This is a genomic window from Henriciella algicola (assembly GCF_003576245.1).
GTDB lineage: Bacteria > Pseudomonadota > Alphaproteobacteria > Caulobacterales > Hyphomonadaceae > Henriciella > Henriciella algicola.
Genome location: NZ_QWGA01000008.1, coordinates 139,308 through 164,620, shown reverse-complemented (window position 1 = coordinate 164,620; position 25,313 = coordinate 139,308). Strand labels below are relative to the sequence as shown.

Below are 25,313 nucleotides of genomic sequence, written 5' to 3'. Positions count from 1 at the left end.
ACTGACGCGAGCATCCAGCGCGCCGATTGCCACTCAGAGCACCTCGACGAGGTAATCGACAAACACCCTGACCCGGGCAGGCATGTTTACCCCGCCGACGAATAGCGCGTGGATTTCTTCTATGTCGCCGGGATTGAACTCTTCCAGAAGCGGGACCAGGCGGCCATCCTCGATTTCCTGCGCAACGCTGAACCTGCCCACCCGGGCTATGCCCACCCCATCAGCGGCCAGCTGGCCGAGCGTTTCACCGTTATTGGCCTCGACATTTCCCCGGACGCTCAACGCGAAATGCTCACCATTCTTCTGGAACGGCCAGACAGGCTCAGCTCGTCGAAAGTTGAAGTTCAGGCAGTTGTGCTGGTGGAGATCTTCCGGAAGCAGCGGGGTCCCAAAGCGCTCCAGGTAGGCTGGTGAGGCAACAATGACCCGCCCGCTCTCGCCAAGCTTGCGAGCTGTCAGCAGACTATCTGCCAGAGGCCCGAAGCGGATTGCGACATCAGCCTGACCGCTCATGACATCTACGAGCGCATCAGACATACCTATGTCCAGAAGGATGTCGGGATAGCGCTCGGAAAATTCTCTGAGTACCGGCACAATGCAAAGCCTGCCGTGTGAGATCGCTGCGCTGACCCGCAGCCGTCCCCTCGGAACACCCTGATCTGCAATCGACTGTTCGGCATCATTGAGGTCGGTAAGGACGCGTTTCGCCGTGGTCAGATAGGCTTGTCCCTCTGCGGTAAGCGTCAACGTCCGGGTCGTGCGAAGCAACAGCCGCACGCCAAGCCGCTCCTCTATCCTGTCCACGGTTCGACTGACCGCAGACGCCGACAGCCCCAGCGTCCGGCCTGCGGCTGAAAAACTGCCCCGCTCCGCGATCGACAGAAATACTTCCAGCTCTCGCGCGCGATCAGTAGCCGCGCTCATCTTTGCGTTCATCGCAAAGATCTTATGCCGTGATGTCACCTAAAACCATACCTGACACTCCTTATTTTTGCGCCTGAAGCGAGCGGGCATCCCGGCACCGCATAGAACACACTCGAACTTGAAGAGCCGCTCCCATGAAACTCAATCCTCCACTCCTGGCGCTTGCAACAGGCGCTTTCGGCATCGGGGTCACCGAATTTGCTCCAATGGGCCTGCTGCCAATCATTGCAGAAGACCTCGGTGTATCGATACCGACGGCAGGCCTTCTGATCAGTGCGTACGCGATCGGCGTTATGCTCGGCGCGCCGCTGATGACACTCACAACGGGACGAGTGCGTCGCAGGACACTGCTGATAAGCCTCGCGGGCATATTCACCCTGGGCAATCTAATGGCCGCTCTTGCCAACTCCTACGAGATGTTGATGGCCGCTCGCCTTGTAACATCACTCAATCATGGCGCCTTTTTCGGCGTCGGCTCCATTGTCGCGATGAGCGTTGTACCGAAAGACAAAAGTGCGGGCGCAGTCGCGGCCATGTTCATGGGTTTGACCATCGCAAACGTTGTCGGCGTCCCGTTCGCAACCTGGGTTGGCGATCAACTCGGATGGCGCGCTGCCTTTTGGGGCATCGCAGCCCTTGGCGTGCTGACCATGATGGCACTGGTTGCTACCTTGCCAAACAACCCCGCCCCAAAAGACGGCAGCCCAATAAACGAGTTGCGAGCCCTCGGTCGCAAATCCGTACTTGGTGCCCTCGGACTGACCGTGCTCGGCTCGAGCGCCATGTTCACCGTATTTACCTATATCGCCCCCATCCTGCAGACAGAGACGGGCGCTAGCGTTGGGTTCATCACGGCGATGCTGGTGACTTACGGATTGGGATTGACGGTCGGCAATTGGCTCGGAGGTCACTATGCAGACAAGTCCGTGAACATGACGCTCATTGTTACCTTAAGCGGCCTGACCGTTACGCTGATCGCCTTCGGCGCCATGATGGCCTTCCCGATCCCTGCCGCGCTCCTCATTTTCGTCTGGGGCGTCGCAAGCTTCGCCCTGGTGCCACCACTGCAGGTACGTGTGATGCAGTCGGCACACGATGCGCCGAACCTTGCTTCCGCCGTGAATATTGGCGCCTTCAACCTCGGCAACGCGATCGGCGCGGGCCTGGGCGGCGCTGTCATTGCACTCGGTCTTGGCCTGCCGGCAGTGGCCTTTGCAGGTGCGGGCATGGCAGCCTTGGGCCTTATCGCGGTCTTGCTGCTGTCGCAGGGCACCCAAAGACCTGCAGCTTCAGCACGACCAGTAGCTGACGCGTAGAGCTGCGCAACCGCGCTATCACGCTTTTCATCGGGGCGCGCCGCTGGTAAACGCGCGCCCCATGAGCACACTTGTGGAAAATCCGCCGATCGCGCCTGTAAAGCCCCAGCCGAAAGTGGGCATCGTCTCGCTTGGCTGCCCTAAGGCGCTGGTCGATTCAGAGCGCATCATCACGCGCCTGCGCGCAGAGGGCTACGCAATCTCTCCGGACTATGCCGGCGCAGATCTCGTCCTCGTGAATACGTGCGGCTTCCTCGACAGTGCGCGCGATGAGAGCCTTGAGGCGATCGGCGAAGCGATCGAGGCAAATGGCAAAGTCATCGTGACCGGCTGCCTTGGCGCAGAACCCGAGGTGATCCAGAAGGCGCACCCCAAAGTGCTCGCCGTCACCGGGCCTCACCAGTACGAACAGGTGATGGACGCGGTGCATACGCATCTGACGCCGCCTGCCAATGCCTACACTGACCTCGTGCCGGAGACCGGCCTGAAGCTCACCCCGCGCCATTACTCGTACCTCAAGATCTCAGAGGGCTGTAACAATCGCTGCAGCTTCTGCATCATCCCCAAGCTGCGCGGTGACCTCGTCTCCCGCCCGATTCACCATGTGCTGACAGAGGCTGAACAGCTTGTTCGCGCCGGCGTGAACGAACTTCTCGTTATCAGCCAAGACACGTCTGCTTACGGCCTCGACGTGAAATACGCGCCGCAGATGTGGAAAGGCGACGAGTATGAGACGCGCTTTCTTGATTTGGCGCGCGGTCTTGGCTCACTCGGTGCCTGGGTGCGGATGCACTATGTCTACCCCTACCCGCATGTCGACAAGGTCATCCCGCTCATGGCTGACGGGACGATCCTTCCCTATCTCGACATCCCGTTCCAGCATGCCTCCGCCAATGTGCTGAAAGCGATGAAGCGCCCGGCCAAGCAGGACCGCGTGCTGGAGCGTATCCAGCAATGGCGCCGCGATGTGCCGGGCATGACGATCCGCTCGACCTTCATCGTCGGCTTTCCCGGTGAGACCGAAGAGGATTTCGAGATCCTGCTCGATTTCATTCGCGAGGCGAAGATCGACCGGGCTGGCTGCTTCAAATATGAGAACGTCCAGCACGCAGAGAGCCGCGACCTGCCGGGTCATGTGCCAGAAGAGGTCAAGGAAGAGCGCTGGCATCGCTTCATGGCCGTGCAGGCAGCGATTTCTGCTGAGCGCGCTGAAGCGCAGGTCGGCACGGTGCAGGACGTCATCATCGACGGACCGGGCGAAGCTGATGGTGAGATGTTCGCCCGCACCAAGGCCGACGCGCCGGAAGTCGATGGCATGGTCTATCTCGACAATGCCCGCCACCTGAAACCAGGCGACATCGTTAGCGCGCGTATTACGGACGCCGACGAATACGACCTCTACGGCGAACCAGCCTAAGCTCACAGCGCCGCCGACGCCCTCATCCTGAGCGAAGTCGAAGGACGAGGGCGCCCTATGGCTGAGGGTTTTCCAGCCTAGTTGCTGATATCGTTGCGAATGCGGACAGCAGCCTCCTGCGGAATGCCGAGCTCTTCGAACGTCCAGCTCAGCTCAACGCCTTCAGGCACATACGCTTCGCAATAGTCCTGACGCTCGCGGTAGAAGCCGACGGAGAAGCGGTTGTCGCCCGTCTTGTCGACGTCGGCACCGATGAAGTCCTTGGTCGTGCAGCCATTCGACGTCACGCGGGCGGTGACGATTCCATTGCTCACATCGGCGCCCATCAGCTCACCATAGGAGCGGTCGCCGCTCCAGTCGGCGCGGACATGTTCATCGGCATCGACGATCACGCAGCCGCCCAGAAAAAGGGCGGCACCAGCAGCTGCGATGGACAGGCGAAGGGCGTTGTTGAGCTTCATTTCGAAATTTCCTTATTGACTTGCGATAATTATTCGTATTGTTTTTCGATAATCAAGAGTCAAGCGAATAGTTCGCCAGCCCACACAGAAGTCAGACAGGACCCCGAATGACCCGCCGCATTGCCATCGCCGCCATCGCCCTCAGCACCGCCGCCGCCCTGCCGGCACTCGCCGAAACCCGCACCTACGACGTCAGCAATTTCGACGGCATCGACGTGTCCGCAGGCATCGAAGTCATCTTTGAAACCGGCACGACGAAGTCAGTCATCGTCGAGAACAAGGACGGCGACTTCAGCGATATCATCGTGGAATCAAAAGGCGGTGAACTCGTCCTGAAACGCCCGCGCAAGATGGGCTGGGGCCGTCGCCGCGCGCCTTACACGGTCACCGTCGGCGCACCGTCCCTCAACTCGATCGAAGCCTCATCCGGCTCCAGCGTCTCCGGCGAAGGTCTCTCTGGCCCGCGCGCCAGTGTCGAGGTGTCCTCAGGCGCAGATGTCGAGATTGGCGGCATCGACGCCGAGACTGTGATCGCCCAGGCCTCCAGCGGCGCGAGCATGGAGATCGCGGGCACCTGCACGAGCATCGACGCTGATGCCTCGTCCGGAGCGACCCTCGACGCAGGCGACTTGATCTGTGAGCGTCTTACGGCAGACGTTTCTTCAGGCGCATCGATTGAAGCTCATGCCAGCCAGAGCGTGCGCGCTGACGCGTCCAGCGGCGGCAGCGTGAAAGCCTTCGGCGGCGCAAGTGACGTGTCGGCCGAGAAATCGTCAGGCGGATCTGTCCGCGTCGTCAGCTGACCCCGGCCCCACCCCGGGGAATGCGAGAGGCCTTCCATCTGGAAGGCCTCTTTCTTTTGCGGTCCGGAAAACAGGCCCCGCCTTAGCTGAAATCATAGTCCTCGGCGCGAAGCTCCAGCTGTGGCCAGTCCAGCTTCATGTCTTCAAGCGTGCCGCGCACAATACGCGCGATCGCCGCATTCCGGCGGGTACGGCTGTCAGCCGGGATCACATACCACGGCGCCCACGGGGTCGAGCAACGGTCCACCATCGTCTCGTAGGCCGCCATGAAGTCTGGCCAGAGCTTGCGGTCTTCGAGATCACCCGGATTGAACTTCCAGCGCTTGTGCGGCTCGGTCACCCGTTCTTTTAGGCGTATGCCCTGCTCTTCATGGCCAACGTGAAGCATGAATTTCAGAATGGTGACGCCATTCTCGCTCAGCAGCTTTTCGAACTGGTTGATCTGCTCATAGCGCTGCTCGACCATCTCGGCAGGCGCTAAGTTTCGAACCTTCACGACCAGCACATCCTCATAGTGTGAGCGGTCGAAGATACCGATAAAGCCTTTGGGCGGCACCGCCTCATGCACGCGCCAGAGATAATCGTGGGCCAGCTCTTCCTTGCTCGGCGCCTTGAAGGCTTTCACCTTCATGCCGAGCGGTGAGGTCTGCGCAAACACGTTGCGGATCACACCGCTCTTGCCAGACGTATCCATGCCCTGAAGCACGACGAGCAAAGCGCGTTGTTGCGAGGCATAGAGCAGGTCCTGAAGCTCATCGATGGCGGCCGCGTCCGTCTCCAGCTGTTTGCGGGCATGCTTCTTGTCAGGGAAGAGCGCCCGGTCGCCGCTATCGCGCGATGAAAGATCAAAGCCCTGCTCCGGCGCAGCCAGGAAACGCTGGCGGACCTCCTCGATTTCAGGTGATGACATCAGGGGTCTCCTACATTCCGGTCAAAGAAAAAGCCGCGCCCAGAGGAGCGCGGCTTGATCGTAACTTCAAGTGCCTGAAACGGCTTAGGACGAATAGAATTCGACCACCTGAGCTGGTTCCATCTTGACGGCGTATGGCACGTCGATGAGCTCAGGGACGCGGACCAGCGTAGCGGTCATCGCCTTCGGATCGACTTCGATGTACTCTGGGATATCGCGCTCTGGCGAACCAAGTGCTTCGAGCACCAGCGCCATGTTGCGCGACTTCTCGCGAATTTCGACAACGTCGCCTGGTTTCAGACGGTAGGAGCCGATGTTCGTTTTCACACCGTTCACTTTGACGTGGCCGTGATTGACGAACTGGCGAGCCGCAAAGACGGTCGGCACGAATTTCGAGCGGTAGACGAATGCATCGAGACGGCACTCGAGCAGGCCGATCAGGTTCTCTGCCGTGTTGCCCTTTTGACGGTTTGCTTCGTCATAGGTGCGGCGGAACTGCTTCTCGGTGATGTCGCCATAGTGGAACTTCAGCTTCTGCTTCGCCATGAGCTGAAGACCATAGTCAGACGTCTTCTGACGGCGGCCCTGGCCGTGCTGGCCTGGCTTGGTCGGACGCTTGTTGACTGGTGATTTGGGGCGGCCCCAGATGTTTTCACCGACGCGGCGGTCGATCTTGTACTTCGTCGAGTGACGACGTGACATGGTAGTCTTCCTTTTACGACGTGGGCCGGTGAAGCGTCCCTAACGAGCTTCACGATTACAACGGCGGCACCACACCATCCCGTCCTGAAGGCGCGGGTTAAATGCGAAAAGCCCCGTCAGGTCAAGAGGACGCGCTGCTTTGCTTTTGCCGGCCCTGATTGGCGTTTCCACCATTGCCGCGATTGCGGTTCCGGTTGCGCGAGCGAGGCTTGCGTTTCGACCGCTCACCACCGCGCGTCGGGTCGAAGTTCTTGCGGTCGCTTCCGCCGCCCTGTTCGTTGAACTCAGGCACCATGCCTTCGGTCGGGATCTTGGACCCGATCAGCTTTTCGATGTCGCGGAGCAGCTTGCGCTCTTCGCCGTCGCAAAGCGAGATTGCCGTACCGCTCTCGCCTGCGCGCGCCGTACGGCCGATGCGGTGGACGTAGGATTCCGGCACATTGGGCAGCTCATAGTTCACGACGTGGCTGACCTGATCGATATCGATGCCGCGCGCCGCGATATCCGTCGCCACGAGCACAAGGAGCTTGCGATTCTTGAAGGCGTCGAGCGCCTTGATGCGCTGGTTCTGGCTCTTGTTTCCATGGATCGCCGCAGAGGCGAGGCCGGCCTGCTCCAGATGGCGGGCAACACGGTCAGCGCCGCGCTTGGTCCGCGTGAAGACGATAGCGCTCTCGACCTTCTTGTCCCGAAGAATGTCGACGAGGATATCACGCTTCTGGGTGTGCGGCACGAAGCGGACCGTCTGATCAATGCGGTCGACAGGCTTGGACACCTGCGCGACGGCAACGTTCACAGGATCGTTGAGGAACTGGTCTGCGAGCGCGCGAATATCCTTCGGCATGGTTGCGGAGAGAAGCGCGGTCTGACGCTCCTTCGGCAGTTGCTGGAGGATTTTCTTGATCTGCGGCAGGAAGCCCATGTCCATCATGTGGTCGGCTTCATCCAGAACGACGGTCTGGATATCGTCAAAGCGCACAGCGTCCTGCGATTTGAGGTCCAGCAGGCGGCCCGGCGTCGCGACAAGAATGTCGACGCCGCGCTCCAGCGCGCGGATCTGCTTTGAAATCTTGAGGCCGCCGACGACAACGGTCGAAGACAGATGGCCATGCTTGCCATAGGCGCGCACGCTTTCTGCAATCTGGGCAGCAAGCTCACGCGTTGGCGCCAGGATCAGCGCGCGGCAGGTCTTTGGCGACGGACGCGTGCCGACACCCAGCAGGCGGTGAAGGATAGGCAGGGTAAAGGCAGCCGTCTTACCGGTACCGGTCTGCGCCGTGCCCAGCACGTCGCGCCCCTTCATCATCGCTGGAACGACCTGCGCCTGAATTGGCGTCGGCTGGTCATAGCCTTCAGTTGCGAGTGCACGAAGGAGAGGCTCGGCGAGGCCGAGGTCTTTGAAATTGGTCAAAAGAATATCTTTCAGTTGTGGCCTGACCGCGGTCATCTTCCGCGAAGGCGCAATAGGCTTGCTCGCAGCAGACCAGTCTGCCGCGTTCGGGTTCTGCGCTGATCAGGACTTGCTTTCGTCAAGGCAACGATCGGTTGGGAAAGTCGCTCGATCCGGGCTGTCTGGCTCTCGGATCACAAGATCGATGCCTGAGGCGTCTGGAGGTCGAGATAAGGCTTCCGCTACAAAGCGCAACCTGAATTCACTGCAGTGCAGCAAATCTGCGCGTCAGACACCTGGCTCAGGATCGAGATAATCGGCCATCTTTGTCTTGTCAGCCTTCTCCGAAACCCACGCCCAGGCGGTCAGCGTGATGAAGAAGATCAGGAGGCACGTGCCCAATATGATGGCAAGCCAACCCGGAATGGCGCCGATATGCGCGCGCTCCAGCGCCTGCTCGATCGAAGACGCCTCGATCGGGTGGATCCAGATTTTCGCGAGATAGGCCGCATACTGGATAATGAAGATCCAGAGATAGTTGCGCCGCAGCCTCTGCCCCATCGCCCGGAAGGATGAGATGCGATGGCGCGGATGTATATAATCATCTGACAGTGCGCTGCCGCGGTCCTGAGGGATCATGGCGCCCCGGCCGCGCAGAATCGGCACCATGACGGCCAGCTCAAGCAGGCGCGCGCGAAACTTCCAGACCATGAAATAGCGATAGCGGCGCGCCTCAAGGAACAGGAACATCACCGTCAGCATGCCGACCAGCACGATCGGTAGGGGTGAGGCGGTTGCGCTCGCAAAGCTGACGGACAGCGCGATGCCGGTCGAAACCACGGCCCAGTTTGTCGTCATGTCGAGACGTTGGCGCCAGATCGTCGAGCGATAAACTTCAGCGCGGTAAAGGTGCGCAAGCGCGCCAATTTCCTTCGACCCGGCTATGGGTTCGCCTGACTTCTGGAGGACTTCATCGTCTGACATGACAGGATCATAGGCTGCTTCGCGCACGACGTCACCATTGAGAGGGCGTCCATATGCCCCGATTGGGCCCGCCCTGCGTAAAGCGACCTGCCTTGCAATTGTCACAACTTTTCTATTGACCACAACTGTAATCGAGAATATCGACTACATCCGTAATCAAAAGAGGCTGTATCCATGCAGATCGCGCCTGCCGAACTCGAAATCATGAATGTCCTTTGGGACCAGCCGGGAATCGGCGCTGCCGAGATTGCGGACGTCCTGGCTTCCGACAAGAGCTGGAACATCCGGACCATCAAGACGATGCTCGGCCGCCTTGTCGAGAAGGGCGCGCTCGCGACTGAGGCTGAGGGCCGGCGCTATCTCTACCGGCCGCTGGTCAAGCGCGGTGACTATCGCCGCAAGGAAGCGCGCCAGTTTGTCGATCGCATGTTCGGCGGACGCGCGGCGCCGCTGGTGGCGCACCTCGCCGACGGCAAGGGGCTAAGCGCCGAAGACATTGCCGAACTTGAAGCACTTCTGGGGGAACTGAAGAAATGACCTTTTTAAACGAGCTTCATCCACTTTTGCTGAACAGCATTCAGACCAGCCTCGCCGTTGGCTTCCTGTTCGGGCTGGTCCTTGTCGTCAGGCGCCCATTCGCTCGCCAGTTCGGCGCCAAGGCTGCCTATGCGCTCTGGCTCGTGCCGCTCGCACGTCTCGCCATGCCGCCCCTGCCTGCGAATATCTCCCTGTTCGGCTTTCTGGCCCCGACCGAGCCACAGCAGACCACGACCGTTTCGAGCATCACCGAGCGGGTACACACCGTCGCCGTCGATGCTGGCACGGCCGCGCATGCCCGCGTGATTGAGGCGCCTGCAGTCCCTGCCGCGCCGCTTCCAGCCCCGGTCGAAGCCGCTGAGCCAGGCCTGCTCGATGCACTGATGCAGATCGCACCCCAGCTCATCGTTCCGGTCTGGATTGCTGGCAGCGTGCTTGTGCTCGCGACCGCATGGCGCAAGCAGGCGGTCTTCCACGGCCTCATCCGCGACGATTCCGAGCCTGCCTCGGACCGCGTTGCAGAGCTGACGGCCAAAATCGCGAATGAGCTTGGCGTGAAGCGCAGCTATGATGTGCGCTCCAGCCTTCTGAATGGCAGCCCGCTGGTCACGGGCCTCGTCAAACCTGTCATCCTCCTGCCAGCCTGGTTCGAGGACGACTACTCTCCGCGCGAACAGCGTGACGCGCTGACCCACGAGCTGACGCACGTGAAGCGCAATGACCTCCTTGCCCTGCAGGCAGCCCAGCTCGTGCTGGCCCTGCAGTGGTTCAACCCACTGGCTCACCTCGCCATGCGGGCATTCCGCGTGGACCAGGAGGCAGCCTGTGACGCCGATGTGCTTCGGGCGGGAACATCGTCGGCGTTCTCCTATGGCCAAACCCTTGTGAAGGCGGCGCGCCTCGCAGGACCGGCCGATGGTGCCTTTCGAGGTGCCAATCTCACCCTGACGCATCCCATAAAAGAAAGACTTATACTGATGCAGAACACCGCCCCGACGCTCCGCCGCCGCCTGCTCGGCTCAACGCTCGCCCTGACCCTTGGCTCTGCCGCCATCGTGGCAACCGCCTCCTGCGCAGCAAACGCGTCCCCGCAAGAGACGTCCAGCAACGAACTTGCAGGTGGCACCGAAACCACTGAGCGCCGCACCAAGGTCTATCGTTTCAACTCGAATGGCAGCGATGAAGACCATCAATTTGTGCTGCTGAGCGACCCATTCCAGAAGCTTGGCCCGCGCCTGAAAGAGCTTGAAGAGCTGGACCTCTCTGACCTCGAAGCAGAAATGAACGTGCTCGCCCTCGAGCTGAACGACCTCGGTGAACTTCATGAGCTCGAAGGCCTTGCCGCCATGGGTGAGCTGTCCGAGCTCAGCGGCCTTGCTGAACTTGGAAACCTGTCATTCGATTTCGACCTCACCGTGTCAGATCTGGACGAGTTCGGCATCGAGACCGTGGAAACCGAGAACGGCGTCAAAATCATAATTCCCGGCCGTGAGCTGATGCTGTCGCGCAATGGCGAAGGAGCCCTCTCGCTCAATGTCGAAGAGCTGGAGACTTTCATCGAAGCCCATGCAGAAAAAATCGAGCATATGGCCGAACGTCATGCAGAACGCGCTGAGCGCCACGCAGAACGCCAGGCCGAACGCATCGCCCTCGTTATCGAGGAACGCGTCGAAGCCCGCGCCCAGCGTATGGAGGAAATCGGCGAGCAGATGGAGCTTCGTATCGAGCGCGCCTTTGAGGACGGTCTCGAAGAAGATCTCGAAGCAGCCGGCGCAATCGTCGAGGAAATGGCCGACGAGTGCGAAGAGCGCGAAGCCGATCTCAACACCCCGACCATCATCAGCTTCACCGATAGCGACGGCGAGACCTATCGCGCACTCTGCGTCAACGGGTCGAGTGAGCGCCTGAGCGACGAGGACATCGCCGCATTCATCGCAAATAGCGACGAGCTGACCGAGGCTGAGCGGGCACGCTTCGGTGAGAGCCGCTCTTACAGCTACAGCTATTCCTGGTCCGAGGACTGATCTTTCTTCTCACACGGCGAGATGTTCTCGACAGGATAAAGGCCCCTGCTCCGACCCGGCAGGGGCCTTCTTCATTTCAGCAGTCTGCCACGCAGGGCCCGCTGGACCAGCAAGGCGATGCCGAACAGAACCGTCGTGAGGCCCAGAAACGCCGCCAGCTTCAGCCACCAGCTGTCGAAACGGTCCTCGCCGGTGACATCCATGATGTGGAAACGCCAGAGCACATCGAAGAGCCGCCACTTGCCCGTGCGCACCGCCCGCACCTCGCCGCGCGTCGCGTCGACCCAGAAGGTCGCCTTGTCCTGCCCATCAAAATCGACCCGCCAGAGCGGCGATGAACTGCCCGCCTCGCGCGGCGGCGTCTCAACCAGTTCAGCAGAAACGATCTCCCCGCGCCCCCGCCAGCTTTGCAGCGCAATCTCGCGAACTTCCGTTTCCCCGAACGGGGCGAGCGGCTCACCCGTCTCGAAATCATAAAGTGACGCGCCGGTCTCGCCAGTGGCCATCCAGACGGTCTCGCCGAGCACGCGGCGCACTTCGAGCTTGGTCGGTGCAGCATCCAGCTGCGGCGGCGACGCCTCTTCCAGCGTAGCCATGTCAATCGGTTGGGCCCCTGCACGCAGATGCTCGCCGCGAATGGTCTCGATCGGGAAGAGCGTGAAATAGAAACCGCTCAGCGTCCAGAAGAGAAGCTGCGCCCCGACAACAAGCCCCAGCAGCTTGTGCGCCCGGCTGATCTGCCTTGCCCGCTTCGACATTCGGTAATCCCCTGCACTCTTCCCGCTCCCCAGAAACGGCGAAGTCACGGCCGTGTCGAGAGCAGGCCCTCAGCCCTTATTGACGCAGGAGGCTCCCGATCTCTTCGGGCAACTGCCCACGCCTTGCGCGTTCGATCGCGGCAAACACCATGAGGTGCGTGAACGCGTCCGTGATCTCACCATCGAGACACATGCTGACCAGGTCAGGGAAAGAGACACGTTTCACCGTCAGCGCCTCGGACGGCTCAGGCTTCGCCTCCCCCTCTCTCAGCCCCCAGGCAAGATAGCCAATCGCCTTCTCATCGCTGACGGAATTGGACACGTCCCATCGGCCAAGCGCCTGCCAGTTCTCGGCGCGAAGGCCGGTCTCCTCAGCCAGCTCGCGTTTCGCCGAATCCAGCGGATCTTCCGCCTTCGGGCCGCCGCCTTCGGGCAGCTCCCAGCTATAGGCATCGAACGGAAACCTGTGCTGGCCAACAATCCAGGTATGACCGCTCTCATCAATCGGCAGCACACCAATGGCGAGGTTGGCATAGCGCACCACGCCATAGATGCCCGGACTTCCGTCCGGATGGGCGACCTTGCTGGTCTCTACGCGGATCCAGGGGTTCTCATAGGAGAGCTCGGTCTCGTGAACTGTCCATGGGCCATTTCGGCGGGGATGTGCATCATCAGACATGACAAAGCGATTAGGCCCTCACTTGTCGCTTGGAAAGGAAAAGGCAGGATCGGCCAGATGCTGGCGCATCGCCGACAATCGGCGTATCGCAACACCGCATGAGCCCGCTTAGCGCCGCCATAATCCTTTTCGCCACTCTCGTGACGGCTTTCATCTCGGGCATTTTCGGCATGGCAGGCGGGCTGATCCTGATGGGCGTGCTGGCGGCGCTTTTGCCCGTCGCCACGGCGATGATCGTGCACGGCGCTATCCAGATGGTGTCCAATGGCTGGCGGGCCTGGCTCCTTCGGGGGCAAATCGACAGGGTGATCTTCGCCCGCTATGCAGCAGGCTCGGTTGGCGCGGTCCTTCTGCTTGTCCTGCTCGCCTGGCGCCCGGACAAGACCGTGGTTTACCTCCTGCTCGGCCTCACCCCGCTCATGGTCTGGGTGCCGCGAAAGGTCATCGACCTCGACATCCAGAAACGCGGGCAGGCAGAGGTGGCAGGTTTCATCGTGCAGGCCCTCAACACGCTGGCAGGCGTCGCCGGTCCTCTTCTCGATCTCTTCTTCGTGCGCACCGACATGACCCGTCAGGCCATCGTGGCGACCAAGTCAGCAACGCAGGTGCTTGCTCATCTTGTGAAAATCGCCTTCTGGAGCCTGCCGATCCTTGCCGCAGCAGGCGAGATCTACATTCCGCCGCTCTGGCTCTTTGCACTGGCTATCCCGCTTTCCATGAGCGGCACCTGGCTTGGCGGGCTGGTGCTTGAACAGATGAGCGACATCAACTTCAAGCGCTGGATGCGCTGGCTCGTCACGGTCATTGGCCTTGTCTATCTCGCCCGCGCGGCCGGATTTCTCTAGCGCAAAAGAAAACGCCGGCACCCAACGGTACCGGCGTTCCCTGTCAATCGAACCAGACCAGGCCCTAGAACTTGTAGCCTGCGCTGACCATCGCAGCGTGCGTGTCGGTATTGCCGAAGCCATACCAGGTGTACTCACCCCGCAGGTTCCAGTTGTCCGTCAGCGCATAGTCGAGACCGCCACCAAGGGCTGCGCCGTCTTCAGAGTCCTCGATCGTGGTGATCGGGGTGCCGCCCGGCGTCTGGATCTCAGCGTCAAGGTCGATGAAGGCGTAACCAGCGCGGCCAAAGGCGTCGAGACGCTCGGTGACCGGCACTTCAGCCTTGCCGTAGATGCCGACCAGATAGTTCAGGCCGATATCGCCGGAACCGGCGATCAGGTCGTTGAAGTCGCCGTCATTGTTGTCGTCGAGGTCAAACTCGTCTTCGTCGACATTATAGTCGAACTCGCCATCATCGATGCCGGTCGTGATATCGGATTCAAGGCTGAACCAGTCATTGAACTGATAGCCTGCACGGGCCGTGATGGCGTTCGTGTCGACGCCGCTATCGGCACCATCTGGCTGAATATCGAGATAGCTATAGCCACCTTGCAGGTAAAAACCCTGTTCGTCGGAATAGGATTGCGCCGAAGCCGAACCAGCAGCGACGATCATTGCACCTGCTGCGGCGGTGCCAATAAGCATGGTCTTCAACATGGGAGGTATCCTTTTTACGTTCTGTAACTCTACCGCTCCGGTTTATGTCCGGAACGGGAAGGGAAACGACGCGAAAAGAACCCCGTTCCTGCCCTGCATGCAGCCAGATGCATGTGTGGTAATCGGGCATCACTTTCTGTAATTTAATTTAACAATTCCAAAGTGTTAACGGCCCTCTTCTGCCTCATTCCCGACATATTCCAGAAGGTCTCCGGGCGTACAGGAAAGCGCATCGCAAAGCCGGATCAACGTATCGAATCTGACGCCTTTGACCTTGCCGGATTTGAGCAGCGAGAGGTTGGCTTCCGTCATGCCGATTTCGGCCGCCACATCCTTGGCGCGGCGCTTCCTCAGCGCCAGCATGACGTCCAGCCGGACAATGATCTCTCCCGGCAGGGCATTCTCCTCAGACGAACTGGTCATTGTCATCCTTGAGCGCGATAGCATCCTCGAAGACACTCGCCAGCCCGTGCAGGGCAAACCCCATTAGGCCAACACCAAGCGCGAGATCGGTAAAGCTAAATATGTTGCGGCTGTTTTCTTCGCCGACCCAGCCAAGCACGACAGGGATGATCACCGCGCTCGTGACCGCTGCCCAGATCAGGCTGTCCGCGCCCTGGCGCAATGTCTTCAGATTCCTCGCTGTGAAAACGTCACCTTTGCCACAACGCCCAAAGAAAGACGCGAAATCAGCGAGCGCGCAGGCGATGAAGATTGTTGGCCCTGCCTTCAGAAGGCCGATCAAGAAGCCATTGAGAAGCGGAAGAATGTCCGCGCCGCTCTCAAAGTACTGGCCGCCCACTTCCTCACCGACGAAGTAGGACACGTTCACCGCCAGGATCGCGACGGCGACCCACGCCAGAATGGACAGCGTGTCGTAAGACCCCGCCTTGCCAGCACCACTTGAATTACTTTCACCCGTCATAGCGGCCCCCATCAAGAAAAGATGGACGCCTTATATCAAATAATTATTGTCATGCAATAATTATTTATTCTCATCGTCACCCAGGTCAGCGCATTCAGCCTCGCCGACCTTGAGGTCATATTGCCGTGGTCCGACCCAGCCATCGGGCATGCGCTCACCGGTACCGGTGATTTCCACGGTAAGCTTACATTCGCCAGCCGTGACGATGTAGGTATCAAACCCGTCCGTCTCGATGGCGTCGATTGGCCGGCCATCCAGCGCATCGGAGACTTCACCGCTCTCAATGATGCTGACCAGCTCGCGCTGGCGCTGGTATTGCGGCGGCAGGGCCGCGCTCGCGATAAGCGGCAGGGCAACGAGCCCCGTCAGGATCAGTGCTAGTTTCATGATGTGGTCCCCCTTCATAAGCGATGCTTCCCCGAAAGCTGCCACCCGATCAAGGCGAGATCATGCCCGGCGCGCGCGAAAGAAATCGCGAAGCAACTGGCCGGCTTCCTCGGCATGACTAAGGTCCTGATAGACTTCTGGCCGCCAGTGACATGTGGGCTGGTCGAAGAAGCGCGGGCCATGCACCACTCCGCCGCCCTTTGGGTCTTCTGCGGCATAGATCACCTTGCCGATCCGCGCGAACGAGATCGCACCAGCGCACATCGCGCATGGCTCCAGCGTGACATAGAGAGAGAGGCCTGTGAGCCTGTAATTGCTCCGGTTCATGCCGGCCTGACGGATCGCAACAATCTCGGCATGCGCCGTCGGGTCATGGATCCCGATGGGTCCGTTACGCCCTTCGGCGACCACCTCATCTGTGCGCGGGTCCACGACCACGGCGCCGACCGGCACCTCGCCATCGGCGGCAGCCTCGCGCGCAAGCTCAAGCGCGCGCGTCATATGTCTGGAGTCTGGCACCATGCTTTCGCTCATACAGCCGCCCGCGCTTTTCGCCACCCCTGCATGATGCTAAGCGCCTCGGCCATGCGGATCATATCTGGAAAATTCAAAGGTCAGGCCATCGCTGCGCCAGCGGGCCGGGACACGAGGCCCACTTCTGACAGAGCGCGCGAAAGCCTGTTCAATGTGCTGGCCCATGCGCCCTGGGCGCCCGACCTCGAAGGCGCACGTGTCATAGACCTGTTTGCGGGCTCTGGCGCGCTCGGCTTCGAAGCGATCTCGCGCGGCGCAGCCTTCTGCCTATTCGTTGAAACCGAAAGCGCGGCCCGCGGCGCGATCCGCAACAATATCGAAAGCTTCCAGCTCTTTGGAAACACACGCATCCATCGCCGCAGTGCCACCGATCTCGGGCCGAAGCCCGCAGGCGTCGGTGAGCCATTCACCCTCGCCTTCATGGATCCGCCTTACAATAAAGGGCTGGTCGAGCCATGCCTCGCGACACTCAAAACCGGCAACTGGCTTGCCCCTGACGCACTTGTCGTCGTGGAGACCGAGGCCCGCGAAACCTTTGAGCATCCGGGCTTCACAGAGGTCGATACGCGCGAAGCCGGCAAGGCAAAAATCACCATGCTGCGCTTTGGCGCCTAGGTCTTGAAGAAAACGTCCTCAATGTCGACAGTGGAGCTATAGCCCACCTTGTCTTCGCACTTCTTCAGCCAGTCAGCCGCCGCCTTGCGCCCTTTGTCCCGCAGACCGGTCAGGAACTGCCAGCTCGTGTCGAACTTCGTGTCGAGGCTCAGGAATGACAGCACATCATCGCCCTGAATGGCGTGCATGAGTGGGCCGCTCGGCCTACGCGACCCAAAAAGTGACCAGCGCGCAGGCTTCGCATCCTGGGCGTCACCTTTTCGAAGCTGGTTCAGAAGCGACGTGTTGAAGATAATCTCGTTAAGCCGGTCCTGGATCTCCGCCGCACTTCGCGGCGTCGTGGTCCGTTTGATCGGGTTCAGCGTCACCAGAAGGATGTCGCGCGTATCCTTCCGCTTCAGCAGCGGCTCCAGGTTCGGATTGCCGACATATCCTCCATCCCAATAGGGCACGCCATCAATCTCGACCGCCTGGAAGACTTGCGGCAGGCAGGCCGAGGCAAGGACCGCATCGCAGGTCAGCTCCAGGCCGCTGAAGTCCTTCAACTGCCCGGTCTGCACATTGGTCGCCGCGACGTGGAGATCGACACCGCTCGACCTGACCGCATCGAAATCAATGGTTTTCAGGATATCGCGCAGCGGGTTGATGTTCGCCGGGTTGAGGTCGTACGGGCTGAAGAAGGTCGTCATGACCTTGGCGACATTTGTCGACCAGAAGCCGAACGGGCTACCGATCAGTTCCTGCGCCATCGGATTGGACGGCGCGGCCCGGAACAGCGCCCCCTTCTTGGAAATGTCGCTCCAGAAGTTCTCCAGCGCGACACGTGCGCCCTTGCGTCCATTGTTCCGCAGACCTGAAAGATAGGCCACAGCGTTCATGGCGCCGGCCGATGTCGCCGAGATTGCGCTGATCTCCAGCTTGTCCTCTTCGGCCAACCGGTCCAGTACACCCCAGGTGAAGGCGCCATGCGATCCGCCGCCCTGCAGGGCGAGACTTATCCGCTTTTTGCCCGACGCGCGCGCCATACTGTGTCCCCCAGGCGTTCCTGGATTAAATTGCACTTGAGGTTTGCTCAATGCCATTCGTAGAAAATTCACCAAAACTTGCCGACGGCGTCCGGCCCCAGCCAGCTGCGGGCATTGTGTGCCTGCGCGGTGATCAGGTCCTTCTGATCCGCCGCGGGACGCCGCCGATGACGGGTGAGTGGTCGCTGCCCGGCGGACGGATCGAGGCGGGTGAAACCGCGAAAGACGCCGCCTTGCGCGAACTGAAGGAAGAGACCGGGGTCGATGCGCGCATTGCGGGCCTTCTCGATGTCGTCGATGCCATCATCAGGAACCGCGAAGGCACGCTGATCACCCGCCACTATGTCCTGTGCGATTACCTCGCCATCTGGACGGCGGGCGAGCCGGTCGCTGGCGACGATGCAGCAGAGGCGCGCTTCTTTGATCTTGCCGAAATCCCGGGCCTCAAACTCTGGGATGAGACAAGCCGGATCATCAATGAGGGCGTCGCGCTTGCGGCCTCGCTTCCTCAAAATGGCAATTGATGGCATAATCTCCTGATCGAAGCGCTCCGCCACAGAGAGCGCAGGAGGGAGACATGAGGTGAAACTCACCTCCACCATCGCAGCTTTACTGGCCGCGCTGACGCTCGCGCCGCTCGGCGCGCACGCCTCTGTCAGCGATAACATCCCGTTCCAGATCACAGAGTCCGGCCATATGGTGGTTACGCTTCGCCTCGACGGGCGCGAAGATGTGGACGCCATCGTCGACACCGGCGCGACCTTCCCCATTATCGACAGCCAGTCTGCTTCGCTTATCGGCATTGCCCCGCCCGCCAGCCCGGCATTGATCGAAATCATCGGTCTTGGAGACGTGCGCACCTTTCCGGTGATCGAGGTTGACCGCATGAGCGTCGGCCCAGTCCGGGTGAACGCCGCTCAGGCCGCCTACAACAACAAGGTGAGGTTCCCCTCGACCGGCAACGTCATCCCGGCGAGCAGCTTGCCGCACAGGACGCTCGACTTCGATTTTGAGAGGTCGCAGCTGAGGGTCTATGACGGCGCACCAGCGCATATCAGTCGATCGCTCATCACCCGGCTCGAAATTATACGAATTGGCGGCCTGCCTTTTATCGAGGTGAGCGTGAACGGCACGAAAGGGCTCGCCCTCATCGATACCGGTGCCAGCGTCTCGGTCGTGAATTCAGCCTTCGCTGAGGGCGCGAGCCGCGCACGCCACTCTGTCCGCGACATCGAACTCGTCGGGGCGACCGGGAACGTCACGCCTGTGAAAGTCCTGTTCAGCCGCCGGTTTGAAATTGGCGACTTCGAAGTCGACCGCTTCAATGTCATCGTCTCGAACCCGGAATTTCTGGACCGTTTCGGGCTGTCAGACACACCCGTCATGATCCTCGGCCTCGATATCCTGAAGGCATTCCGCGTGCAGATAGACCGAGACCAAGATCTTGCGCGCTTTGCCCTGCCCGACCGTGGACGGCGCCCCGGCGCAGGCGTATCGCTGCGGGCGCGCTAATCCCGGTCAACGGCTCACAACTTTCCCCCTCGTCATGATTGCATCCGGCAAAGCTCTGCAGCTTTATGCCGGTCAAACATTCAGGGAGACTAATATGGCCTACGCACCTTTTGATCTGACCGGCAAAGTTGCGCTCGTCACGGGCGGCAATCGCGGCATCGGCTATGGCATGGCAGAGGCGCTGGCCGCGTCCAATGCACATGTCGCGATCTGGGGCCGCAAGGAAGCGGCGAACAAGGAAGCAGTGGAAGCACTGTCGAAACTAGGCGCAGGCGACGTGAAAGCCTGGAGCGTCGACGTCGCAGATGAAACGGCTGTCGTCGATGCCATGAAAGCGACCGTCGACGCATTTGGCCGCGTGGACACATGTATCGCAAATGCGGGCGTCGGCTTTGGCGCTTCCAGCTTCATGGAAATGACCACCGAAACCTGGAACAAGAACATGGCCGTCAATCTCGACGGCGCATTCTGGACGCTTCGCGAAGCGACCAAGCACATCACAGAGCGCGCGAAGGCCGGTGACCCGGGCGGCTCCCTCGTCGGTGTGGCTTCGCTCGCAGCCATCTCTGGTGCTGCACGCAACCAAGCCTACGCAGCAACCAAAGGCGGCCTAATCTCCATGCTGAAAGCGATTGCGGTCGAAACGGCGCGCTATGGCGTGCGCGCCAATGCGATCCTGCCGGGCTGGATTGCCACCGACATGACCGAAACCGCACAGAACACCGAAGTCTTCCAGACCAAGGTGATCTCACGCGTTCCGGCCCGCCGCTGGGGCGAGCCGAAAGATTTTGGCGGTGTTGCTGTGTATCTTGCCTCGGATGCCTCGTCCTACCATTCAGGCGATACGTTCCTGATCGATGGCGGTTACAACATCTTCTAGGCCTTATTGCGGGGTGGTTTCGTCCATCGTTTCGGGCGAACCATCCTGCTCTGGCGTCATCGTGTCCGTATCGATGTCGTCTTCCGACATCATGCCGCCTTCCGTGTTCATATTGGCTGGGCCAGCATCGACACGGGTATCGACAACCGTGTTGTCATTCAGTTCTTCCGAGCCATCGCCTTCGATGAGGTCAGGCGTCTCAGACGTCGTGCCGTCTTCGCTATAGACATAGTCAGGCGAATTATTCTCGACGCCGACCTGGTCGTTGACGTCCTGCTCAGTGTTACCGCAAGCGCCCATCAATAGCGCGGACGCTGCGAGAAGTACGATCTTGAAGTTCATTCTAAACTCCTGTGGCGCTGAGCCACGGCTGCTCGGGTTAATCTGTGTAAATAATCGGTGAAGCGGCGATTGGTTCCGGGCGGCGGCGTTAACACTCTCATCCTGCCGTCGCGAGACGACTTCACAAACCGGCCTGAGAGCGCATTGATGGCGCCCAAGATACTTTGGGAGAACATACGATGAGCCTGCACACACCGCTTTGCGATTTTCTGGGCGTGAAATACCCGATCATGCTCGCCGGCATGGGCGGCGTCTCGTACGCCGAGCTTGCCGCCGCCATGTCGAATGCCGGTGGCTATGGCGTCCTCGGCATGGCTGGCACGACGCCGGATTTCATCGCTGAACAGATGAAGAAGGTCCGCCAGCTGACGGACCAGCCTTTCGGCGTAGACCTTCTCGCCGCCTCGCCGGAAAGCCTCGAAGAATCCGTCGATGTCATCATCAATGGCGGCGCCGACAGCTTCGTTGCTGGTCTTGGCGTGCCCATGCCGATCATGGAGAAGCTGAAAAAGGCCGGCCTGAAAGTCATGGTCGTTGGCGGCGCCGTGAAGCACGCCATCAAGGCCGAGCAGGCAGGCTGTGACGCCGTCATCCTGCAAGGCGGCGAAGGTGGTGGCCATACCGGTCTTGTCGGCACCATGCCGCTGGTCGCCCAAGCCGTTGAAGCTGTCGACATTCCCGTCATTGCCGCAGGCGGCATCTATGACGGCCGCGGCCTTGCGGCGTCTCTAGCCCTTGGCGCTGTAGGCGTCTGGATGGGCACACGCTTCATCGCTTCGGAAGAGGCGCACGCGGCAAACCTCTACAAGCAGACTGTCGTTGGCGCAGGCGATACCGATACGACCCGCACGCGCTGTTATTCCGGCAAGCCGATGCGCTGCCGCACCAATGACTATATCCTCGACTGGGAAAGCCGCCCGGAGGACATCCAGCCCTTCCCGCATCAGGCAATCCACTCCAACAAGACCGGCGTGATCGGCGGTATTGGCGGCATCACTGACGAAGCCAAGCTCAATGCGGACACGTCCTGCTTCGCCATGGGCCAGTCCGCAGGCGGCGTGAAAGACGTCCTGCCTGTAAAGGATATCGTCGAGCGCATTATCGCCGAAGCCGATGCCAGCATCGCGAAAGTCGCGGGCTACCGCTCAGAAGTGATAGCTTGAGCCTGACCCTTCCGGCGATTATTTAGTACACGTTCTAATTTTGAACGGTGCCAATCGCCGGAAGGACAGGACCCATGCAGAAACTGAAATCGTATCTGGGCTGGAAAGTAGACTTCACCACGCCTGAGGGCGAAGCGGCCTATGCCGCACCTGATTCCGTTTCCTGGCGCGTCTTCAAGAACCCGATCGCGCTTGCCATTGGCGGTGTCGCTGCTGTTCTTCTCGAATTCGCAGATGCCCGTATCCGCTCTGGTGTCTGGGATCATTCGGTCTTCAAGACCGACCCTATCGGCCGCTCTCAACGGACCGGCATGGCCGCCATGGTCGGTGTGTACGGCCCGGCCAGCGCCGCACGTCGCATCATTCAGGGCGTGACCAACATGCATGCCAAGGTCGAGGGCACGACCCCATCCGGTGAGGCCTACAAGGCACTGGACGTGGAGCTACTCGACTGGGTCAGCGCGACCGCTGGCTACGGCTTCCTGACAGCCTATGACCGCTTCGTGCAACCGCTTTCCTATGAAGAAAAGTGCCGCTTCTACGAGGAAGGCGTTGACGTCGCTCGCCTCTACGGCGTCGAGAGCCCGCTGCGCAAACCCGAAGATTTCGACGCCATGCTGGCTGGCCTCCTGCCCCGGTTTGAACCGCACCCGATCAACACCGAGTTCCTCGACATCATCAAATCTGGGCAGGCCGCCCGCAACGTTCCAAAGGCGCTGCACCGGGCCCTCGCGAATGCCTCTGTCTCCATCCTGCCATCATCGGTGCGCGACCGTCTGGAGCTCGGCAAGGAATACAACCTCAACCCCGTCTCAGCCCTTGCCGTGAAAGCCATGGGCCGGGTGGCAGAGCATACGCCCGTCAAAGGCAGCCCGCCTGCCGACGCTGCCGTCCGGCTCGGTCTGCCATGGAATTTCGCCTGGAAAAGCGAGAGCGCCAAGGCTCGCCTCATGGCGGAACATGGCGCCGCGCAGGTCGCCGCCGAATAAGCCTCTCTCCGGGGGAGAAATCGCCGCTGCAGCCCTGACCCTTTTTGCCTGCAGCGGCGATAGGTCTCCCTCAATCGACTTGCCAAGTTTTGCCTGAGGGTGTTGGAACGCATCCAACCCTTTTGAACAAAGCGATTGAGGAGGAAATTCATGGGCGTACTCGACGGAAAAGTGATCCTGGTCACCGGTGGCGGTAATGGCATCGGCAAGGAATGTGCGCTGCTCGCAGCTAAGGCAGGCGCAAAAGTCGTCGTCAACGATCTTGGCGGCACGCTTACGGGCGACGATGCTGGCAGTGCCGGCCCGGCCGAGAAGGTTGCTCAGGAAATCCGCGCAGCAGGCGGCGAAGCTGTTTCGAACTCCGACAGCGTGACCGACTATAAGGCCGTCGAAGGCATGATCGAACAGGCCAAGGATGAGTTTGGCGGCCTGCACGGCATCATGAACCCGGCCGGCATCCTGCGTGACGGCATGTTCCACAAGATGTCGGAAGACGACTGGAAAGCCGTCATCGATGTTCACCTTCACGGCTCGTTCAACGTGACCCGCGCGTCGATTAACGAGTTCCGCGACCAGGAAGACGGCTCTTACGTCCTCTTCACCTCGACGACCGGCCTCATCGGCAATATCGGCCAGGCAAACTATGGCGCCGCCAAGCTCGGCATTGCCAGCCTGTCGCGCATCATCGCCATGGAAGGTGAGCGCAAGAATGTTCGCTCCAACGTCATCGCGCCATTCGCATGGACCCGCATGATCGCCTCCATCCCTGTAAAGGATGAAGCAGGCCGGGAACGCGTTGAGCGCATGAAGAACGGCATGCGCGCCGATCAGGTCGCTCAGCTCGCTGTCGCCCTTTGCGCCGACAAGTCCAAGGACGTCTCCGGTCAGATCTTCTCGGTTCGCGGCAATGAGGTCATCCTTTTCGACCAGCCACGTCCGGTGAAATCAGTTGCCCGTCTCGAAGGCTGGACTCCAGAGACGCTGCTCGATCAGGGTCTGCCGAGCATGAAGGGTAGCTTCATGGACATGGGCGCCACGACCACGGTCTTCCCATACGAACCAATCTAAGGCCCTGGCTTTCCTGGCAGCGTCCATTCATTCGGACGCTGCATAAGTCATGTGCCCAGCACCCCATTGGCGCGGCAGCGATGCCGCGCCATTTCTGTGTCCGGAACACAAAACCGGAGATGACCCATGATCGATATCAGACGTTTCACAGGGCTCGGTGCATTCAGGAATGAGTGGCTCGATGCCCATTATCATTTCTCTTTCTCGCAATATTACGACCCGTCCCGCATGGGCCACGGCAAGCTACGCGTCTGGAACGACGACAAGATCCGTCCCCAGACCGGCTTCCCGCCGCATGGCCACCGGGACATGGAGATCATCACCTATGTCCGCTCTGGCGCGATCACGCACCAGGATTCCCTGGGCAATAAGGGCCGCACCGAAGCCGGTGACGTCCAGGTGATGAGTGCCGGGCGCGGTGTGCAGCATTCTGAATGGAATGCCGAAAATGAGGAAACCACCCTCTTCCAGATCTGGATCGAGCCAGCCACGGCAGGCGGCGAACCCGGCTGGGGTGCGCGTAAATTCCCGAAGGCGGACCGGTCGGGGTCGTGGGCTGTCCTCGCGAGCGGCGACGAGAGCGACGAAGCTCTGCCAATCCGTCAGGACGCCAAGGTGCTTGGTGCAACCGTGAAGGCCGGTGAGACGCTGGAATACAGCGTTTCGGCAGGCCGCCATGGCTATCTCGTCCTCGCAGACGGGTCGGTCGACCTCAACGGCAAGGACCGCCTCAATGCCCGCGACGGCGTCGCTATCACTGGCCCCGAGAAGATCACCATCAACGGCGTGTCTGACGCAGAGATTGTGTTCGTCGACACTGTCTAAAGCCCCCGAGAAGCTGCTGCCTGCGAGAGCGGGTGGCAGCTTCCACGGCAACCCCTTCTTCGCCGGGCGCGTTCTTCTGTTATACTCAGCGCGCACCTTTCAAAGGAGGTCAGCCCATGAAAACCGCATTTATCGCCCTGTCCGCACTGGCGATCGCCCCGTTCGCGGCGGCGACCGACATCCAGATCACCTATTCGCCAGAGTTTCAGGAGAAGCTTCAGGACGATTATGGCGTCAAAGAAGGCGACAAGCTCAGCGAAGACATTCGCGGCGACCTTGAGCGCGAGTTCGGCAAGGCAAACCTTGATCCGGCCCGCGTGACCGTGACCATCATTGATGCGAAACCGAACCGCCCGACCATGGAGCAGATGAGCCGCCGGCCGGGCCTCGACATGCTGCGCTCCAAATCACTGGGCGGCATGGAACTTCACGGCGTTGCCTATGACGCATCGGGCGCACCGGTTGGTGAGTTTGAATATGACTGGTTCGAAAACGACATCACGCAGGTCGTCGCCGCCGGCGTCTGGAGTGATGCCGGACGGGCCTCGCGCCGCTTTGCCCGGGAATTTGCAGAAGAGCTGTCCGGCTCGTTCGACTAGGC

30 protein-coding genes are annotated in these 25,313 nt (G+C 60.5%); 15 read left to right on the top strand and 15 right to left on the bottom strand.

Annotation, left to right across the window (positions count from 1 at the left end):
* Window positions 1-33: 33 nt before the first annotated feature.
* Window positions 34-936: a LysR family transcriptional regulator gene (locus D1222_RS13615; RefSeq protein ID WP_119454808.1), complete on the bottom strand. Its 903-nt coding sequence runs from the start codon at window positions 934-936 to the stop codon at window positions 34-36.
* 122 nt (window positions 937-1,058) lie between these two features.
* On the opposite strand from D1222_RS13615, the gene D1222_RS13610 reads away from it, so the two are divergent.
* Together D1222_RS13610 and rimO are read left to right on the top strand one after the other, a co-directional pair.
* On the top strand, window positions 1,059-2,240 hold the full coding sequence (locus D1222_RS13610) for an MFS transporter (RefSeq protein WP_119454807.1): 1,182 nt from the start codon (window positions 1,059-1,061) through the stop codon (window positions 2,238-2,240).
* 61 nt (window positions 2,241-2,301) lie between these two features.
* A complete protein-coding gene (rimO, locus tag D1222_RS13605; RefSeq protein WP_119454806.1) occupies window positions 2,302-3,657 on the top strand; it encodes a 30S ribosomal protein S12 methylthiotransferase RimO in 1,356 nt (451 codons plus the stop codon).
* A 77-nt stretch (window positions 3,658-3,734) separates the two neighbouring features.
* On the opposite strand, the gene D1222_RS13600 is transcribed toward rimO, so the two are convergent.
* Window positions 3,735-4,118 carry a hypothetical protein gene (locus D1222_RS13600; protein WP_119454805.1) on the bottom strand — a complete coding sequence of 128 codons (384 nt, stop codon included), beginning with the start codon at window positions 4,116-4,118 and terminating at the stop codon, window positions 3,735-3,737.
* Window positions 4,119-4,225: 107 nt separating this feature from the next.
* On the opposite strand from D1222_RS13600, the gene D1222_RS13595 reads away from it, so the two are divergent.
* A complete protein-coding gene (locus D1222_RS13595; RefSeq protein ID WP_119454804.1) occupies window positions 4,226-4,921 on the top strand; it encodes a head GIN domain-containing protein in 696 nt (231 codons plus the stop codon).
* 82 nt (window positions 4,922-5,003) lie between these two features.
* Here D1222_RS13595 and D1222_RS13590 read toward each other — a convergent pair whose 3' ends face one another.
* The 4 genes from D1222_RS13590 to D1222_RS13575 all read right to left on the bottom strand — a co-directional run bounded on the left by D1222_RS13590 (window position 5,004) and on the right by D1222_RS13575 (window position 8,907).
* Window positions 5,004-5,831 (bottom strand): PPK2 family polyphosphate kinase, encoded by an 828-nt coding sequence (locus D1222_RS13590; RefSeq protein ID WP_182481991.1) that lies wholly within the window; start codon window positions 5,829-5,831, stop codon window positions 5,004-5,006.
* 84 nt (window positions 5,832-5,915) lie between these two features.
* Window positions 5,916-6,533 (bottom strand): 30S ribosomal protein S4, encoded by a 618-nt coding sequence (rpsD, locus tag D1222_RS13585; protein ID WP_119454802.1) that lies wholly within the window; start codon window positions 6,531-6,533, stop codon window positions 5,916-5,918.
* 121 nt (window positions 6,534-6,654) lie between these two features.
* The gene (locus tag D1222_RS13580; protein WP_119455180.1) at window positions 6,655-7,944 is read right to left on the bottom strand and encodes a DEAD/DEAH box helicase; all 1,290 of its coding nucleotides are present in this window, start codon (window positions 7,942-7,944) and stop codon (window positions 6,655-6,657) included.
* A 267-nt stretch (window positions 7,945-8,211) separates the two neighbouring features.
* Window positions 8,212-8,907: a DUF2270 domain-containing protein gene (locus tag D1222_RS13575; RefSeq protein ID WP_119455179.1), complete on the bottom strand. Its 696-nt coding sequence runs from the start codon at window positions 8,905-8,907 to the stop codon at window positions 8,212-8,214.
* Window positions 8,908-9,081: 174 nt separating this feature from the next.
* Here D1222_RS13575 and D1222_RS13570 point away from each other — a divergent pair, with 174 nt between their 5' ends.
* Window positions 9,082-9,444 carry a BlaI/MecI/CopY family transcriptional regulator gene (locus tag D1222_RS13570; protein WP_119454801.1) on the top strand — a complete coding sequence of 121 codons (363 nt, stop codon included), beginning with the start codon at window positions 9,082-9,084 and terminating at the stop codon, window positions 9,442-9,444.
* Window positions 9,441-11,468 carry a M56 family metallopeptidase gene (locus D1222_RS13565; RefSeq protein ID WP_119454800.1) on the top strand — a complete coding sequence of 676 codons (2,028 nt, stop codon included), beginning with the start codon at window positions 9,441-9,443 and terminating at the stop codon, window positions 11,466-11,468. The genes D1222_RS13570 and D1222_RS13565 overlap by 4 nt, the downstream gene beginning before the upstream one ends.
* A 71-nt stretch (window positions 11,469-11,539) precedes the next feature.
* Here D1222_RS13565 and D1222_RS13560 read toward each other — a convergent pair whose 3' ends face one another.
* A complete protein-coding gene (locus tag D1222_RS13560) occupies window positions 11,540-12,226 on the bottom strand; it encodes a hypothetical protein (protein ID WP_119454799.1) in 687 nt (228 codons plus the stop codon).
* A gap of 76 nt (window positions 12,227-12,302) precedes the next feature.
* Window positions 12,303-12,905: an NUDIX domain-containing protein gene (locus D1222_RS13555; protein ID WP_119454798.1), complete on the bottom strand. Its 603-nt coding sequence runs from the start codon at window positions 12,903-12,905 to the stop codon at window positions 12,303-12,305.
* A 98-nt stretch (window positions 12,906-13,003) separates the two neighbouring features.
* Here D1222_RS13555 and D1222_RS13550 point away from each other — a divergent pair, with 98 nt between their 5' ends.
* Window positions 13,004-13,750 carry a sulfite exporter TauE/SafE family protein gene (locus D1222_RS13550; protein WP_119455178.1) on the top strand — a complete coding sequence of 249 codons (747 nt, stop codon included), beginning with the start codon at window positions 13,004-13,006 and terminating at the stop codon, window positions 13,748-13,750.
* A gap of 64 nt (window positions 13,751-13,814) precedes the next feature.
* On the opposite strand, the gene D1222_RS13545 is transcribed toward D1222_RS13550, so the two are convergent.
* The 5 genes from D1222_RS13545 to D1222_RS13525 form a co-directional block, all read right to left on the bottom strand.
* Window positions 13,815-14,447 carry a porin family protein gene (locus tag D1222_RS13545; RefSeq protein WP_119454797.1) on the bottom strand — a complete coding sequence of 211 codons (633 nt, stop codon included), beginning with the start codon at window positions 14,445-14,447 and terminating at the stop codon, window positions 13,815-13,817.
* A 165-nt stretch (window positions 14,448-14,612) separates the two neighbouring features.
* Window positions 14,613-14,870 (bottom strand): helix-turn-helix domain-containing protein, encoded by a 258-nt coding sequence (locus tag D1222_RS13540; protein WP_119454796.1) that lies wholly within the window; start codon window positions 14,868-14,870, stop codon window positions 14,613-14,615.
* Window positions 14,854-15,372 carry a DUF2975 domain-containing protein gene (locus D1222_RS13535; protein WP_182481990.1) on the bottom strand — a complete coding sequence of 173 codons (519 nt, stop codon included), beginning with the start codon at window positions 15,370-15,372 and terminating at the stop codon, window positions 14,854-14,856. The genes D1222_RS13540 and D1222_RS13535 overlap by 17 nt, the downstream gene beginning before the upstream one ends.
* A gap of 60 nt (window positions 15,373-15,432) precedes the next feature.
* Window positions 15,433-15,759: a hypothetical protein gene (locus D1222_RS13530; protein WP_147371880.1), complete on the bottom strand. Its 327-nt coding sequence runs from the start codon at window positions 15,757-15,759 to the stop codon at window positions 15,433-15,435.
* Window positions 15,760-15,819: 60 nt separating this feature from the next.
* Complete coding sequence (locus tag D1222_RS13525; RefSeq protein ID WP_233348770.1) at window positions 15,820-16,293, bottom strand: nucleoside deaminase; 474 nt, start codon at window positions 16,291-16,293, stop codon at window positions 15,820-15,822.
* Between the two features lie 51 nt (window positions 16,294-16,344).
* On the opposite strand from D1222_RS13525, the gene rsmD reads away from it, so the two are divergent.
* Entirely contained in the window at window positions 16,345-16,908 is a 564-nt protein-coding gene (rsmD, locus tag D1222_RS13520; protein ID WP_119455177.1) for a 16S rRNA (guanine(966)-N(2))-methyltransferase RsmD, read from the top strand.
* Here the strand turns inward: rsmD and D1222_RS13515 are convergent.
* A complete protein-coding gene (locus tag D1222_RS13515; protein ID WP_119454792.1) occupies window positions 16,905-17,933 on the bottom strand; it encodes a patatin-like phospholipase family protein in 1,029 nt (342 codons plus the stop codon). The two genes, rsmD and D1222_RS13515, sit on opposite strands and share 4 nt — an antisense overlap.
* A gap of 50 nt (window positions 17,934-17,983) precedes the next feature.
* Between D1222_RS13515 and D1222_RS13510 the strand changes: the two genes are divergently transcribed.
* The 3 genes from D1222_RS13510 to D1222_RS13500 all read left to right on the top strand — a co-directional run bounded on the left by D1222_RS13510 (window position 17,984) and on the right by D1222_RS13500 (window position 20,325).
* A complete protein-coding gene (locus D1222_RS13510; protein WP_119454791.1) occupies window positions 17,984-18,457 on the top strand; it encodes an NUDIX hydrolase in 474 nt (157 codons plus the stop codon).
* 58 nt (window positions 18,458-18,515) lie between these two features.
* Complete coding sequence (locus D1222_RS13505; protein WP_119454790.1) at window positions 18,516-19,445, top strand: aspartyl protease family protein; 930 nt, start codon at window positions 18,516-18,518, stop codon at window positions 19,443-19,445.
* 94 nt (window positions 19,446-19,539) lie between these two features.
* Window positions 19,540-20,325 carry an SDR family NAD(P)-dependent oxidoreductase gene (locus D1222_RS13500; protein ID WP_119454789.1) on the top strand — a complete coding sequence of 262 codons (786 nt, stop codon included), beginning with the start codon at window positions 19,540-19,542 and terminating at the stop codon, window positions 20,323-20,325.
* Window positions 20,326-20,328: 3 nt separating this feature from the next.
* Here D1222_RS13500 and D1222_RS13495 read toward each other — a convergent pair whose 3' ends face one another.
* Window positions 20,329-20,667: a hypothetical protein gene (locus tag D1222_RS13495; RefSeq protein ID WP_119454788.1), complete on the bottom strand. Its 339-nt coding sequence runs from the start codon at window positions 20,665-20,667 to the stop codon at window positions 20,329-20,331.
* 179 nt (window positions 20,668-20,846) lie between these two features.
* On the opposite strand from D1222_RS13495, the gene D1222_RS13490 reads away from it, so the two are divergent.
* From D1222_RS13490 to D1222_RS13470, 5 genes are all read left to right on the top strand, one after another.
* Window positions 20,847-21,830 carry an NAD(P)H-dependent flavin oxidoreductase gene (locus tag D1222_RS13490; protein WP_119454787.1) on the top strand — a complete coding sequence of 328 codons (984 nt, stop codon included), beginning with the start codon at window positions 20,847-20,849 and terminating at the stop codon, window positions 21,828-21,830.
* A 74-nt stretch (window positions 21,831-21,904) separates the two neighbouring features.
* Complete coding sequence (locus tag D1222_RS13485) at window positions 21,905-22,819, top strand: oxygenase MpaB family protein (protein WP_119454786.1); 915 nt, start codon at window positions 21,905-21,907, stop codon at window positions 22,817-22,819.
* A gap of 150 nt (window positions 22,820-22,969) precedes the next feature.
* Window positions 22,970-23,887, top strand: coding sequence for an SDR family NAD(P)-dependent oxidoreductase (locus tag D1222_RS13480; protein WP_119454785.1), 918 nt, complete (start codon window positions 22,970-22,972; stop codon window positions 23,885-23,887).
* 126 nt (window positions 23,888-24,013) lie between these two features.
* Entirely contained in the window at window positions 24,014-24,712 is a 699-nt protein-coding gene (locus tag D1222_RS13475) for a pirin family protein (RefSeq protein WP_119454784.1), read from the top strand.
* Window positions 24,713-24,828: 116 nt separating this feature from the next.
* Complete coding sequence (locus D1222_RS13470) at window positions 24,829-25,311, top strand: hypothetical protein (protein ID WP_119454783.1); 483 nt, start codon at window positions 24,829-24,831, stop codon at window positions 25,309-25,311.
* Window positions 25,312-25,313: the final 2 nt, after the last annotated feature.

Bases quoted from the DNA above. Each gene is read 5' to 3' on its own strand.
- rpsD (WP_119454802.1), bottom strand. From the start codon at position 6,533: ATGTCACGTCGTCACTCGACGAAGTACAAGATCGACCGCCGCGTCGGT.
- D1222_RS13575 (WP_119455179.1), bottom strand. From the start codon at position 8,907: ATGTCAGACGATGAAGTCCTCCAGAAGTCAGGCGAACCCATAGCCGGG.
- D1222_RS13475 (WP_119454784.1), top strand. From the start codon at position 24,014: ATGATCGATATCAGACGTTTCACAGGGCTCGGTGCATTCAGGAATGAG.
- D1222_RS13495 (WP_119454788.1), bottom strand. From the start codon at position 20,667: ATGAACTTCAAGATCGTACTTCTCGCAGCGTCCGCGCTATTGATGGGC.
- D1222_RS13490 (WP_119454787.1), top strand. From the start codon at position 20,847: ATGAGCCTGCACACACCGCTTTGCGATTTTCTGGGCGTGAAATACCCG.
- D1222_RS13550 (WP_119455178.1), top strand. From the start codon at position 13,004: ATGAGCCCGCTTAGCGCCGCCATAATCCTTTTCGCCACTCTCGTGACG.
- D1222_RS13560 (WP_119454799.1), bottom strand. From the start codon at position 12,226: ATGTCGAAGCGGGCAAGGCAGATCAGCCGGGCGCACAAGCTGCTGGGG.
- rimO (WP_119454806.1), top strand. From the start codon at position 2,302: ATGAGCACACTTGTGGAAAATCCGCCGATCGCGCCTGTAAAGCCCCAG.
- D1222_RS13600 (WP_119454805.1), bottom strand. From the start codon at position 4,118: ATGAAGCTCAACAACGCCCTTCGCCTGTCCATCGCAGCTGCTGGTGCC.
- D1222_RS13565 (WP_119454800.1), top strand. From the start codon at position 9,441: ATGACCTTTTTAAACGAGCTTCATCCACTTTTGCTGAACAGCATTCAG.
- D1222_RS13555 (WP_119454798.1), bottom strand. From the start codon at position 12,905: ATGTCTGATGATGCACATCCCCGCCGAAATGGCCCATGGACAGTTCAC.
- rsmD (WP_119455177.1), top strand. From the start codon at position 16,345: ATGCGGATCATATCTGGAAAATTCAAAGGTCAGGCCATCGCTGCGCCA.
- D1222_RS13470 (WP_119454783.1), top strand. From the start codon at position 24,829: ATGAAAACCGCATTTATCGCCCTGTCCGCACTGGCGATCGCCCCGTTC.
- D1222_RS13540 (WP_119454796.1), bottom strand. From the start codon at position 14,870: ATGACCAGTTCGTCTGAGGAGAATGCCCTGCCGGGAGAGATCATTGTC.
- D1222_RS13530 (WP_147371880.1), bottom strand. From the start codon at position 15,759: ATGAAACTAGCACTGATCCTGACGGGGCTCGTTGCCCTGCCGCTTATC.
- D1222_RS13610 (WP_119454807.1), top strand. From the start codon at position 1,059: ATGAAACTCAATCCTCCACTCCTGGCGCTTGCAACAGGCGCTTTCGGC.
- D1222_RS13545 (WP_119454797.1), bottom strand. From the start codon at position 14,447: ATGTTGAAGACCATGCTTATTGGCACCGCCGCAGCAGGTGCAATGATC.
- D1222_RS13500 (WP_119454789.1), top strand. From the start codon at position 19,540: ATGGCCTACGCACCTTTTGATCTGACCGGCAAAGTTGCGCTCGTCACG.
- D1222_RS13615 (WP_119454808.1), bottom strand. From the start codon at position 936: ATGAACGCAAAGATGAGCGCGGCTACTGATCGCGCGCGAGAGCTGGAA.
- D1222_RS13570 (WP_119454801.1), top strand. From the start codon at position 9,082: ATGCAGATCGCGCCTGCCGAACTCGAAATCATGAATGTCCTTTGGGAC.
- D1222_RS13480 (WP_119454785.1), top strand. From the start codon at position 22,970: ATGGGCGTACTCGACGGAAAAGTGATCCTGGTCACCGGTGGCGGTAAT.
- D1222_RS13485 (WP_119454786.1), top strand. From the start codon at position 21,905: ATGCAGAAACTGAAATCGTATCTGGGCTGGAAAGTAGACTTCACCACG.
- D1222_RS13525 (WP_233348770.1), bottom strand. From the start codon at position 16,293: ATGAGCGAAAGCATGGTGCCAGACTCCAGACATATGACGCGCGCGCTT.
- D1222_RS13590 (WP_182481991.1), bottom strand. From the start codon at position 5,831: ATGTCATCACCTGAAATCGAGGAGGTCCGCCAGCGTTTCCTGGCTGCG.
- D1222_RS13595 (WP_119454804.1), top strand. From the start codon at position 4,226: ATGACCCGCCGCATTGCCATCGCCGCCATCGCCCTCAGCACCGCCGCC.
- D1222_RS13515 (WP_119454792.1), bottom strand. From the start codon at position 17,933: ATGGCGCGCGCGTCGGGCAAAAAGCGGATAAGTCTCGCCCTGCAGGGC.
- D1222_RS13510 (WP_119454791.1), top strand. From the start codon at position 17,984: ATGCCATTCGTAGAAAATTCACCAAAACTTGCCGACGGCGTCCGGCCC.
- D1222_RS13535 (WP_182481990.1), bottom strand. From the start codon at position 15,372: ATGACGGGTGAAAGTAATTCAAGTGGTGCTGGCAAGGCGGGGTCTTAC.